The sequence below is a fragment of the Pseudoalteromonas sp. G4 genome (assembly GCF_028875915.1).
Lineage (GTDB): Bacteria > Pseudomonadota > Gammaproteobacteria > Enterobacterales > Alteromonadaceae > Pseudoalteromonas.
Genome location: NZ_JAPEHW010000100.1, coordinates 1 through 12,488, shown reverse-complemented (window position 1 = coordinate 12,488; position 12,488 = coordinate 1). Strand labels below are relative to the sequence as shown.

10 protein-coding genes are annotated in these 12,488 nt (G+C 40.4%); 6 read left to right on the top strand and 4 right to left on the bottom strand.

The window, feature by feature from the left end; all coding sequences use genetic code 11:
• Nucleotides 1-314 precede the first annotated feature (314 nt).
• The 6 genes from tig (at nt 315) to ON073_RS18730 (ending at nt 8,972) form a co-directional block, all read left to right on the top strand.
• The gene (tig, locus tag ON073_RS18755; protein ID WP_274763410.1) at nt 315-1,619 is read left to right on the top strand and encodes a trigger factor; all 1,305 of its coding nucleotides are present in this window, start codon (nt 315-317) and stop codon (nt 1,617-1,619) included.
• Nucleotides 1,620-1,809: 190 nt separating this feature from the next.
• Nucleotides 1,810-2,421 carry an ATP-dependent Clp endopeptidase proteolytic subunit ClpP gene (clpP, locus tag ON073_RS18750; protein ID WP_274763409.1) on the top strand — a complete coding sequence of 204 codons (612 nt, stop codon included), beginning with the start codon at nt 1,810-1,812 and terminating at the stop codon, nt 2,419-2,421.
• Between the two features lie 113 nt (nt 2,422-2,534).
• On the top strand, nt 2,535-3,818 hold the full coding sequence (gene clpX, locus ON073_RS18745) for an ATP-dependent protease ATP-binding subunit ClpX (protein WP_274763408.1): 1,284 nt from the start codon (nt 2,535-2,537) through the stop codon (nt 3,816-3,818).
• A gap of 173 nt (nt 3,819-3,991) precedes the next feature.
• Nucleotides 3,992-6,349, top strand: coding sequence for an endopeptidase La (gene lon / locus ON073_RS18740; RefSeq protein WP_274763407.1), 2,358 nt, complete (start codon nt 3,992-3,994; stop codon nt 6,347-6,349).
• 206 nt (nt 6,350-6,555) lie between these two features.
• On the top strand, nt 6,556-6,828 hold the full coding sequence (hupB, locus tag ON073_RS18735; protein WP_274763406.1) for a nucleoid-associated protein HU-beta: 273 nt from the start codon (nt 6,556-6,558) through the stop codon (nt 6,826-6,828).
• A 233-nt stretch (nt 6,829-7,061) separates the two neighbouring features.
• A complete protein-coding gene (locus ON073_RS18730; RefSeq protein ID WP_274763405.1) occupies nt 7,062-8,972 on the top strand; it encodes a SurA N-terminal domain-containing protein in 1,911 nt (636 codons plus the stop codon).
• A gap of 85 nt (nt 8,973-9,057) precedes the next feature.
• Here ON073_RS18730 and ON073_RS18725 read toward each other — a convergent pair whose 3' ends face one another.
• From ON073_RS18725 to ON073_RS18710, 4 genes are all read right to left on the bottom strand, one after another.
• A complete protein-coding gene (locus ON073_RS18725; RefSeq protein WP_274763404.1) occupies nt 9,058-9,819 on the bottom strand; it encodes an ATP-binding cassette domain-containing protein in 762 nt (253 codons plus the stop codon).
• On the bottom strand, nt 9,819-10,817 hold the full coding sequence (locus ON073_RS18720; RefSeq protein WP_274763403.1) for a peptide ABC transporter ATP-binding protein: 999 nt from the start codon (nt 10,815-10,817) through the stop codon (nt 9,819-9,821). The genes ON073_RS18725 and ON073_RS18720 overlap by 1 nt, the downstream gene beginning before the upstream one ends.
• Nucleotides 10,817-11,710, bottom strand: a complete 894-nt coding sequence (locus ON073_RS18715) for an ABC transporter permease subunit (RefSeq protein ID WP_274763402.1) — start codon at nt 11,708-11,710, stop codon at nt 10,817-10,819. The genes ON073_RS18720 and ON073_RS18715 overlap by 1 nt, the downstream gene beginning before the upstream one ends.
• Nucleotides 11,697-12,488, bottom strand: a 792-nt coding sequence (locus tag ON073_RS18710; RefSeq protein ID WP_274763401.1) for an ABC transporter permease subunit, incomplete at its 5' end; no start/stop codon positions are given. The genes ON073_RS18715 and ON073_RS18710, both read right to left, overlap by 14 nt.

Below are 12,488 nucleotides of genomic sequence, written 5' to 3'. Positions count from 1 at the left end.
ACGCCGACCACTTTACTCTCTCAAAAAATTCTAAATTTACAGCTTAATTTCCTTAAAAATACTGATACTTCTAACCATTTTTAATAATTTCGTTAGGATACTCGACTATCTCAATTATTGCGTTATAATGCCGCGTCTAAAGTTTAACTTGAAACGCTTCATACCAATCTGGTAAGCAAATTTTAGGGTTTGATTATCAGATTGGTATTAGGTTTATTCCACAGTGGGCACAGGGTTTAGCAAAAAATATTAATAAACTCTCACTGGGTAAAGGAAGGCGTAGAAACGCCAAATTAAAAAGATTGAGGTAAAACATGCAAGTTTCTGTTGAGACTACTCAAGGCCTAGAGCGCCGTATTACGATCACTGTTCCTGCTGAGAACATTGATACTGAAGTTAAAAAACGCTTACAACAACTTTCTAGAACACAGCGTGTAGATGGTTTCCGTCCAGGTAAAGTACCTGTGTCTATCATCAACAAGCGTTACGGTGCAGCAGTTCGTCAAGAAGTAGCTGGTGACCTAATGCAACGTCAGTACATTGATGCTGTAATCGCAGAGAAACTTAACCCAGCAGGTGCTCCTTCATTTGAGCCAAAAGCGCTTGAAGCAGGTAAAGATTTAGAGTTCTCTGCAACGTTTGAGGTTTACCCAGAAGTTGAAATCAAAGATTTAGAAAAAATCGCTGTTGAAAAGCCAGTTGTTGAAGTAACTGACGCTGATCTTGAAAACATGCTAGTTACACTTCGTAAGCAACATGCTACTTGGGTTGAAACTGAAGAAGCAGCAGCTGCTGATAACCGTGTAACAATTAACTTTGTTGGTACTATCGACGGTGAAGAGTTTGAAGGTGGTAAAGCTGAAAACTTCCCATTAGAACTTGGTCAAGGTCGTATGATCCCAGGTTTTGAAGATGGTATCGTTGGTAAGAAAGCAGGCGAAGAAGTTGTTGTTGACGTAACTTTCCCTGAAGAGTATCACGCTGAGAACCTAAAAGGTAAGCCAGCACAGTTCACTATCACTGTAAACAAAGTAGAAGTTCAAGAATTACCAGAACTAACAGACGAGTTTGCTGTTAACTTCGGTATTTCAGAAGGCGGCCTAGACGCACTTAAAGAAGAAGTTAAGAAGAACATGAGCCGTGAACTTGACCAAGCTGTTAAAGCGCAGGTTAAAGATCAAGTAATCAAAGGTCTTCTTGAAACAAACGAAATTGATGCGCCTAAAGCACTTATCGCTCAAGAAATCGATGTACTTCGTCAGCAAGCTGCACAGCGTTTTGGCGGCGACGCTAAAAACATGCCTGAGCTTCCAGCTGAGCTTTTCCAAGATCAAGCGGCAACTCGCGTGAAGACAGGTTTACTTCTAGGTGAAGTAATCAAATCAAACGAGATCAAAGCTGATGACGCTAAAGTTGAAGAGCTAATCGCAACTATGGCTTCTGCATACGAAGATCCAACTGAAGTTGTTGAATACTACAAGTCAAACGAGCAACTAATGCAACAAATGCGTAACGTAGCTCTTGAAGAAGCTGCAATTGATTCAGTACTTGCAAAAGCAACTGTTTCAGAAGTTGCTAAAGGCTTTGATGACATCATGAATCCACAAGCTGCGCAATAAGTCATTGACTTAAACGTTAGCTAACGATTAAATGGCTCGTGTATCTCTGCAAAATTTGCAGTTTGTACCGGGCCATTTTTATTGCCGGTAATCTGATAATCAGTTGGAATGTGAATTCCGCATTGTTTCAGCGTCATATGTTAACAAAACTAGGTTTGGACTTTGTTAGCACAAAAGGAAAGTATTAATAATGTTAAATAACCCACTCGATCCTTTAAATGCATTAGTACCAATGGTTGTTGAGCAAACAGCTAAAGGTGAGCGCTCTTACGACATCTACTCGCGATTATTAAAAGAACGTGTTATCTTTTTAACAGGTCAAGTTGAAGACAATATGGCAAATTTAATTGTTGCCCAATTGTTGTTTTTAGAATCAGAAAACCCTGAAAAAGACATTTTTATTTATATTAATTCGCCGGGTGGTTCAGTAACGGCGGGTATGGCAATTTACGATACAATGAACTTTATCAAGCCAAATATCAGTACGGTATGTATTGGTCAAGCGGCTAGTATGGGTGCATTCTTATTATCAGGTGGTACAAAAGGTAAGCGTTTTTGTTTACCAAATTCACGCGTGATGATCCACCAACCACTTGGTGGTTTCCAAGGTCAGGCTTCTGATTTTGAAATTCATGCTAAAGAAATTTTATCAATTAAAGATAAACTGAATAGATTAATGGCTGAGCACACAGGACAGCCACTTGAAGTTGTCGCAAACGATACTGATCGTGATAACTTTATGAGTGCTCAACAAGCAGTTGACTATGGTTTAGTTGACGGCATACTTTCACAACGAGATTAATATTTAGCGCTGCTATAAATCCTTTGCCATACTGGTAAAGAAGCTCGTTGTAAATTAGTTACCTTTTGTTTTTAAAAACATAAAGGTCGAGAAGAATATTAAGAGGTAGCTTAATGTCTGAAAATCGAAGTGACGGCGATAAGAGCGGTAAATTATTGTACTGTTCATTTTGTGGTAAAAGCCAGCACGAAGTTCGTAAACTTATCGCAGGGCCATCAGTGTATATCTGTGATGAATGTGTGGAACTGTGTAATGACATTATTCGTGAAGAAATAAAAGATATTGCGCCAGCACAAGCAAGCCAAGATAGTTTACCAACACCAAAAGAAATTCGCGGTAACTTAGATGACTATGTTATTGGTCAAGAACACGCGAAAAAAGTGTTGTCGGTAGCGGTATATAACCACTACAAACGCCTACGTCATTTAGGTGGCAAGAACCCAGTGGAACTAGGTAAGAGTAATATCTTACTTATCGGTCCTACAGGTAGTGGTAAAACACTCCTTGCTGAAACTATGGCGAAGCTACTTGACGTGCCATTCACGATGGCTGATGCAACCACATTAACTGAAGCAGGTTATGTGGGTGAAGATGTTGAAAACATTATTCAGAAACTACTGCAAAAATGTGATTATGACGTTGAAAAAGCACAGCGTGGTATTGTGTATATCGATGAAATTGACAAGATTTCTCGTAAAGCAGATAACCCGTCAATCACTCGTGATGTTTCAGGTGAAGGTGTTCAGCAAGCATTGCTTAAACTGATTGAAGGTACAGTTGCTTCTGTGCCGCCGCAAGGTGGTCGCAAGCACCCACAACAAGAATTTTTACAGGTAGATACCTCTAAGATCCTCTTTATTTGTGGTGGTGCTTTTGCAGGCCTTGATAAAGTAATTGAAGCTCGCAGTACTAAAAATACCGGTATTGGTTTTGGTGTAGACGTTAAATCAAGTGATTCGAAACGTTCACTAACAGAAGCGTTCCAAGATGTTGAACCAGAAGATTTAGTAAAATATGGTCTAATACCAGAATTTATTGGTCGTCTGCCAGTTGTTGCTACTTTAGGTGAGCTTGATGAAGCAGCACTTGTTCAAATTCTAAGTGAACCTAAAAATGCACTGACAAAACAGTACGCATCTCTCTTCGAAATGGAGAATGTTGAGTTAGAGTTCCGCGAAGATGCGCTTAAAGCAATTGCTCACAAAGCAATGGAGCGTAAAACGGGTGCTCGTGGTCTTCGTTCAATTGTTGAAGGTGTGTTACTAGATACTATGTATGAACTTCCATCAATGGAAGAGGTATCAAAAGTTGTGATTGATGAAACCGTCATTAAAGGTGAGTCAGATCCTATTCTGATTTATGAAAATGCCACGCCTGACAAAGCAGTTTCTGAATAATTGACTGATTATTGAACGAAAAAGGGGCCTAATGGCTCCTTTTTTTATAAAAGCATTGATCTCTTTAAAAGAGATCCCCATATTCACAATTAATCTAAAAATTTATAATTCGCTGACTAAACTGAATACAGTTTAATGCAGCCTAAGTTACCAGTTTTACGCAAGGAACAAGTATGACCCTTGAACGTACCGATACGATTGAAATTCCAGTTCTCGCGCTTCGTGATGTTGTGGTGTATCCGCACATGGTTATTCCGCTATTTGTTGGCCGTGAAAAGTCAATAAAATGCCTTGAAGCCGCAATGGACAACGATAAGCAAGTGTTGCTTGTCGCACAAAAAGATTCGAATATTGATGAGCCGGAATCATCAGATATTTATGAAGTGGGTACAGTTGCCACTATTTTACAACTTCTAAAGCTGCCTGATGGTACTGTAAAGGTGCTAGTTGAGGGTACGCAACGTGCAGCAGTGAAGGAATTTGTATCTACGGAAGAATTTTTTGTAGCTAACGCAGAGTTTTTACAATCCACTGAAATTCCTGAAGCAGAGCAAGACGTATTTATGCGAAGTGCAATTAATCAGTTTGAAGGATACGTCAAACTGAATAAAAAAATTGCACCAGAGGTACTTAGTTCAGTTTCTGGCATTGAAGAAACAGCGCGCTTAGCAGACACCATGGCAGCACATATGCCGCTTAAGGTAGCTGAAAAGCAAAAAGCACTTGAGCTTGCAGATGTAAAAGAACGTCTTGAATACTTAATGGCACTGATGGAAGGTGAAATTGATGTATTACAAGTTGAGAAGAAAATCCGTTCTCGCGTTAAAAAGCAAATGGAAAAGAGTCAGCGTGAGTATTACCTCAACGAGCAAATGAAAGCGATTCAAAAAGAATTAGGTGATATGGACGATGTCCCTGATGAATTTGAAGGCTTAACTAAAAAGATTGAAGAAGCGGCAATGCCAACCGAAGCTGAAGACAAAACTAAGTCTGAGCTTAATAAGTTAAAAATGATGTCGCCAATGTCGGCGGAAGCAACCGTGGTACGTACTTACATCGATACCATGATTGGTGTGCCGTGGAAAAAACGCTCTAAAGTGAAAAAAGACCTGGCTAAAGCACAGGAAATTTTAGATGCCGATCACTATGGTTTAGACAAAGTTAAAGAACGTATTATCGAGTATCTAGCGGTTCAGCATCGCACCAATAAATTAAAAGGGCCAATTTTGTGTTTAGTAGGTCCTCCAGGTGTAGGTAAAACCTCTTTAGGCCAATCGATTGCTCGCTCAACAGGGCGTAAGTATGTACGTATGGCGCTCGGTGGTGTGCGTGATGAAGCGGAAATTCGCGGTCACCGTCGTACTTACATTGGCTCTATGCCGGGTAAAATTGTTCAGAACATGTCTAAGGTGGGCGTTAAAAACCCATTATTCTTGCTTGATGAAATTGATAAAATGTCATCAGACATGCGTGGTGATCCAGCATCTGCACTACTTGAAGTACTAGACCCTGAACAAAATACCAGTTTTAACGATCACTACTTAGAAGTTGATTACGACTTAAGTGACGTTATGTTTGTGGCAACTTCAAACAGCTTTAATATTCCTGGGCCTTTACTAGACCGTATGGAAGTAATTCGTTTAGCGGGTTACACAGAAGATGAAAAGCTAAATATTGCAATTCGCCATCTAATTCCTAAACAAATTAAACGTAATGGCTTAAAAGGCGAAGAAATTTCAATTGAAGATAGCGCTATTATCGGCATTATCCGTTACTACACCCGTGAAGCAGGTGTGCGTAGTCTTGAGCGAGAAATTTCAAAACTGTGCCGTAAAGCGGTTAAAAATATCCTTCTTGATAAGTCACTTAAACAAGTGGTTATTAACGAAGATAACCTTGAAGACTACTTAGGTGTTAAACGCCACGATTACGGAAAAGCAGAAGGCAGTAATAAAGTTGGTCAAGTAACGGGTCTTGCTTGGACCGAAGTTGGCGGTGACTTACTGACAATTGAATGCGCTTCGATGGCGGGTAAAGGTAAATTAAACTATACCGGCTCGCTTGGTGATGTGATGCAAGAGTCAATTCAAGCGGCAATGACAGTGGTTCGCAGTCGTGCTGAAGCGCTGCGCATTAACGAAGATTTTTACGAAAAGCGTGATATACACGTACACGTTCCAGAAGGCGCTACGCCAAAAGATGGACCAAGTGCGGGTATTGCAATGGTAACAGGTTTAGTTTCGAGCTTAACAGGCAATCCTGTACGTTCAGAAGTTGCGATGACAGGTGAAATCACCTTGCGTGGCGAAGTATTACCTATCGGCGGCTTAAAAGAAAAGCTGTTAGCGGCACACCGTGGTGGCATTAAGACCGTAATTATTCCAAAAGAGAATGAGCGAGACTTAAAAGAAATTCCTGAAAACGTGATGGAAGGCCTATCAATTCACCCTGTGAAGCAGATTGAAGAGGTGTTAGAGCTTGCTTTAGCCGAGCCAATTGCTAGTTTTTCAATCGAAACGGCAAAAAATTAAAAAAATTCATCAAAAACCATCGAAAAGGGCTTTTCAAATAAAATCTCTGTGCTAAGTTAGGCACTGTAATTTTTTGCTAGCCCTTTAACGACGGTGATTAGCGCGAATTTTTATCGTTAATTTAACGCATTATTTTGGTGCATTAACTTAGCCTTTGTGTGGTAATAAACCACGATTAAATAATAACAATGGAAGGGGATGATATTGTGAACAAGTCTCAACTAGTTGATCAAATCGCAACAGATGCAGATATTTCTAAAGCAGCGGCTGGCCGTGCGTTAGATTCATTCATCGAAGCAGTAACAGGTGCACTAAAAGACGGTGATTCTGTTGCATTAGTAGGTTTTGGTACTTTCTCTGTACGTGAGCGTGCAGCACGTACTGGCCGTAACCCACAAACTGGTGAATCAATTGAGATTGCTGCTGCAAATATTCCTTCTTTTAAAGCGGGTAAAGCTCTAAAAGACGCAGTAAACTAATTGACTGTAGAAGGCTAAACTTGCCGTTTTCAAATTAACCTTTGAAACAGCAATTTTAATCTTCAAGTAAAAAGGCGCATCTGATAAGATGCGCTTTTTACATATATAGCGTCCTGTAATTATGTTCGCTTAGTTGTACAAAAGATGTACGTTTAACGAATGTAGTCACTAATAAACTCGGCAGTGATGCAGTCATTTCAGTACTAACTGAAACAGAAATAAGAGAAAAAACAATGCTAGAGAGAATCAGAGAAGGTTCACAAGGTGCAACGGCAAAAGTCATTTTAACCTTGGTGATTTTATCATTTGCTCTTGCCGGTATTGGTAGTTATTTAGGTCAACCTACGGAAACGCCTGTTGCAACTGTCAATGGCAAGGAAATTAGCCAGATGAGCTTCGCTCGTGCTTATGAGAACGAACGCAGCCGTCTAGAACAGCAATTTGGTGAATATTTTTCACAAATCGCTTCAGACCCAGCATACACAGCACGTATGCGTGAAAATGTTATCCAGCGCTTAGTACAACAAGAATTACAAATGCAACTTGCGCAAGAGCTTGGATTACGTGTTAGCGATGAAGCAATCAAAGAAGAAATTCGTAACATTCCTGCATTTCAGGTTGCTGGTGAGTTTAATAACGACCGCTACTTGCAAGTAATCCGTCAGATGAACTATCAGCCAGATGGTTTCCGTGATTACCTTCGCAAAGAAATGACACTTAACCAGCTAGCGTCTGCATTAATTGCGACAGATTTCACTTTAGAAAACGAATTAGCAGCAACGGTTAAATTACAAAATCAATTACGTGATATTGAGTCTGTAACATTGAGTGCGGCAAATTTCAAATCTGAAGTTACGGTTTCTGAAGATGAAATTAAAGAGTATTACCAGCTTAATCAAAACCAATTTATGGCACCTGAAATGGTGGCGCTGGATTACATTGAGCTAAAAGGTACAGAACTACCGCTTGAAGAAGCCGTAACAGATGCTGAAATCGCAGCAAATTATGAAGAGAATAAAGCACTTTACATGGAACCTGAGCGTCGCCGTGTAGCGCATATTCTTGTTGAGAACTTAGAAGACGATGCAGCAGCGCAAGCTAAAGCAGAAGAAATTCTTGCTGAATTACAAAATGGTGCTGATTTCGCTGCAGTTGCAAAAGAGAAGTCAGACGATTTAGTAAGTGCTGAAATCGGTGGTGATCTTGAGTGGATTGACCGCGATATGATGGACCCTGAGTTTGAAGCAGCCGCATTTGCACTTGAAAATGTGGGCGATTTATCAGAAGTGGTTAAATCTGAATTCGGTTATCACATCATCAAGCTAACTGATTATGAACCAGAGCAAGTAAAACAGCTTGCGGATGTTTCTGCTGAAATTAAAGCACAATTAGAGCTTGATAAGCGTTTAAATCATTTCTATGAAGTGCAAACACGTGTTGCTGATCTTGCATTTGAAGTGGCAGATAGCTTAACAGATGCAGCTGAAGCTGCCGGTGTTGAAGTTAAGAGCACTGAGTTATTCTCACGTAATAACGCACCAGCGCCACTTAATAACCCTAAGGTGTTAAACACGGCATTTTCTGTTGAGATTTTAGAAGACGGCGTTAACTCTGAGCTAATTGAAGTTGCTGATGAGCATATTGTGTTTATCCGTGCAAAAGAACATAAAGCTGCTGCAGTTAAACCACTTGAAGAAGTATCAGCAGGTATTCAACTTACGCTTGAAAACCAAAAAGCGAGCGAGCTTGCGAAAGAAAAAGCACAAGAGCTTTATGCAAGTTTACAAGCAGGTACAGCATTGAGTGATATTGCTGCGAAGGCAAATGCAGAAGTAGTCGCGACTGCAGGCGTGAAGCGTCAATCGTTTGCTCCTTCATACGAAGTTGTTCAAGCGGTATTCAAAATGCCAACCCCAAGTGCTGAAGTGCAAAGCTCTGAGCTAGTAACATTAGGCAATGGTGATGTTAGCTTAGTGGTACTAAATAAAGTATACGATGCGCCAGCAGCTGAAATTAGTGAACAAATGCGTGACGGTATTGCTCGTCAGCAAGTAAATAAACACTATGAAGGCTTTATTAAAGCGCTACAAGATAATGCTGATGTAAAAACAGCGTCAGTAGCTGCACAAGAGCCAAACTTATAAAGTTTAGCTAGTAAAAAAAGCGCCAATTTGGCGCTTTTTTTGTTTCTACTAGATTCAAATTTAATTAAGAGCAATCATTGAATTGTTAGCAGGCGAGCATGCGTTCTGCAAGTTTGGTTTGAGGACTGTTAAACACTTCATGAGTTTCACCATATTCAACAACTTCACCTTTATGAAGAAGCAGTAAGCTATCACTCATATGCTTTACCAAACTTAGATGATTGGTAATTAGTATATAGCTCAATCCTGTTTCGCGTTGAAGGCGTAATAATAGGTTAACCGTCTGAGCGCGTACCGATGGGTCTAACGAAGATAACGCTTCATCTAACACCAGAACTTTAGGATCTAAAATAATCGCGCGAGCAAGCGCTACACGCTGGATTTGACCGCCTGAGAACATATGCGCGTAATAGTTACGGTGTTCAGCAAGCAATCCAACATTTAACAGGGTTTGGTTAATTTTTTCGCGACGGGCTTGGCTATCAAGTTCAGTATTCAAAATTAAAATCTCATTTAGAATACTGCCAATTGGTGTGCTTGGGTTTAGGCTTTTCATAGGATCTTGGAAAATTAGGCGAATATCTTTGGTGTTTTCCACACGTCCGCCATCATCTTCTATAATTTGCCCATTCAGCAAAATTTGCCCAGAGCTAGAATTATCTGCCCCAGCAAGTATTTTTCCTAAGGTACTTTTACCTGAACCGGTTTCCCCAATAACTGCTAACGTTTCACCTTTTCCCAAACAAAATGAAACATCAGAAACTGCATTAAACTGCTTAGTTCTGAACAGACCAGCACGCACATTAAAATGTTTGTGCAGAGCTTGAACCTTCAAAACTGGCTCCATTAGCATTTTTCCTTATTGATATTTAATGGAAAATGACACGCATAAGTATGACCATGGGTATCAGATACCAGTGGCGTAGCCACGCATTCACGCTGAGCCTTTGGACAGCGCGGGCCTAAGCGACACCCTATAGGTAAATGCTGTAGCGTAGGAATTGTGCCCTTTAGCGCATAAAGCGGCGCTTTATGCGCAAGGCTTTGGTTATATTCAGGTAAACTTTTTAGTAATGCTTGTGTATAAGGGTGTTTTGGCTTGGTAAAGAGCGTTTGTGTAGGGCCAGCCTCAACCATCTGACCACAGTACAAAACATGCAAACCATGGGTCCAATCACTGAGTTCTGCAAGTTCATGGCTGATCATCAAAATCGACATACTTTTAAGTTGATTTAAACTGCGCAGTAAGCGGAATATTTGGGCTCGGGTAGTACTTTCGAGTGCGGTTGTTGGCTCATCGGCAATTAACAGCTTAGGTGAGCGAGCAATTGCCATTGCAATCATCACCTTTTGACAGATCCCCTCTGACAATTCATGGGGGTAGCTATCAAATACATGGGCGTGCTCTTTAATACCTACTTTATGAAGCAGTGCCATTGCCCTTTTTTTCAGAGCTTTTCGTTTTTGTAAAAAGTTACCTTTTAAATTATTACGTGGAATACACTCAATCAGCTGATTATACACTTTGGCTGTCGGGTCAAGGCAGCTACTGGGTTCTTGGTAAATCATGGCAATTTCATTACCAATTAACTGGCGACGTTTTTCATTACTCAAACGCATTAAATCGATACCACGCCAGTGCATTCTATCGGCAGTTATGCGCCAGCGCGCATTTAACACACCCATTAATGCTTTTGCGATAAGACTCTTACCAGAACCAGACTCACCCACCAGTGCATGCACTTCGCCTTCTTTTAAACTGATACTGACTCGGTCAACCGCGCGGATCACGGTATCACCCGTATCTAGTTCAATGGTTAAATTGCGAATATCGAGTAATTGCATTAGCTGGCCTTTCTTTTTTGTAGCGCTTGGCGTAAACCATCACCAACAAGATTAGTCGATAAAATCGTGATAAAGAGTAAAAAACCGGGAAGGGCAACAGTCCAAGGTGCCAGGTAAATTAAGCTAAGGTTCTCCGCCAAAATTGCCCCCCATTCGGCAGTAGGAGGCTGCGCACCTAATTGCAAAAAGCCAAGTGCTGCAATATCCAAAATTGCGGTAGAAAGTGACATAGTAAAGATCAGCACTATTTGCTCATAAATATTCGGCAAAATGCCTTTACCTAAAATACGCCATTTACTTGCACCATCTAGGCGGTGAGCAATTACATAATCTTTACTCATTTCTTGGCTTACAATATTTCGAATGGAGTGAATATATTGTGGCAGCAGTGACAAAATAATCGCCCACACTGTATTCATTAAGCCTGGGCCTAAAATTGCTACGATAATAATGGCAAGTAATAGACTCGGAATAGCGAGCGTCACATCAAGTAAATGATTTAATACAGAAGAGCGCCAGCCTTTACTCAGTGCTGCCATAATACCTAAAATTACGCCAAAGAGTGTGGTGAGAAGGGCGGTAACAATAGCTAAACCAAACGTGGTGGTGGCACCATTCATTAAACGTGATAGCAAGTCACGCCCTAAGCCATCCGTACCAAGTAAGAAGTTAACACTGCCTTGGTCGTCCCAAGAGGGGGGTAAAATTAACGAATTGTTATGTTGTTCGTTAATACCATAAGGCGCAATTAATGGGGCAAGTATGGCCAGCACCGTTAAGAATAAAAAGATCCACAAACCCAACAAAGCAAGGTGATTTGATTTAAAGTTACGCCATAAATGACGTAATGGCGACTTGTTTGAGTCTTCTGTAAATAACTTAAACTTGGCCATGGCTTTGATTTCTCGAAACAGGATCTAATAAATTATGCAGAATATCGGCTGCAATATTGGCAATAATCACAAACAATGAAACGGTTAATAAGCCACCTGAAATCGCAGGGTAATCACGTTGGTAAATACTGTTAATTAGCCATTGACCTACACCTGGCCAAGAAAAAATAACTTCAGTAATCATTGCCAATGTAATCAGTGTACTAAATTGCAAACCAATCTGTTTAATAATTGGTAATAAAGCGTTTTTTAGCGCATGACGAGTGATAATTTCATAGCGGGTTAACCCTTTGGCGCGGGCTGTTTTGATATAAGGCTTATCAAGTACGGTAAGCGTTGAATCTTTAGTAAAGCGTGTTAAAACGCTTGTAGGATAAGTTGCCAGCACAAGAGTTGGTAGCGTTAAATGTTGAAATGCATCTAAAAGGGCTTGTTGTTTGTAATCTATATCACTTAACAAAATATCAATTAAGATAAAACCTGTGGTGTCTGGGATTTCATAAAGCAAACCAATACGCCCACTCATCGGAAGCCAACCAAGGTGTAAACAAAAAACCATGATTAGTACTAACGCTAACCAGAAAATAGGTGTTGAAATCCCGATTAGCGCAAATGAGTTAACAGTGTGATCAGGCAATTTTTTATGATAGGCAGCAGATAAAATTCCTGCTGGAACACCAATAATAATTGACACAATTAAGGCATAAAAAGCCAGTTCAATGGTCGCGGGAAACAGCTCTTTTATATGCTCAAAGACAGGTTGACCCGACGAAAATGA

Excerpts from the sequence above, each read along its gene's own strand:
- tig (WP_274763410.1), top strand. The coding sequence starts at position 315 with ATGCAAGTTTCTGTTGAGACTACTCAAGGCCTAGAGCGCCGTATTACG.
- clpP (WP_274763409.1), top strand. The coding sequence starts at position 1,810 with ATGTTAAATAACCCACTCGATCCTTTAAATGCATTAGTACCAATGGTT.
- lon (WP_274763407.1), top strand. The coding sequence starts at position 3,992 with ATGACCCTTGAACGTACCGATACGATTGAAATTCCAGTTCTCGCGCTT.
- ON073_RS18730 (WP_274763405.1), top strand. The coding sequence starts at position 7,062 with ATGCTAGAGAGAATCAGAGAAGGTTCACAAGGTGCAACGGCAAAAGTC.
- ON073_RS18720 (WP_274763403.1), bottom strand. The coding sequence starts at position 10,817 with ATGCAATTACTCGATATTCGCAATTTAACCATTGAACTAGATACGGGT.
- ON073_RS18715 (WP_274763402.1), bottom strand. The coding sequence starts at position 11,710 with ATGGCCAAGTTTAAGTTATTTACAGAAGACTCAAACAAGTCGCCATTA.
- ON073_RS18725 (WP_274763404.1), bottom strand. The coding sequence starts at position 9,819 with ATGGAGCCAGTTTTGAAGGTTCAAGCTCTGCACAAACATTTTAATGTG.
- clpX (WP_274763408.1), top strand. The coding sequence starts at position 2,535 with ATGTCTGAAAATCGAAGTGACGGCGATAAGAGCGGTAAATTATTGTAC.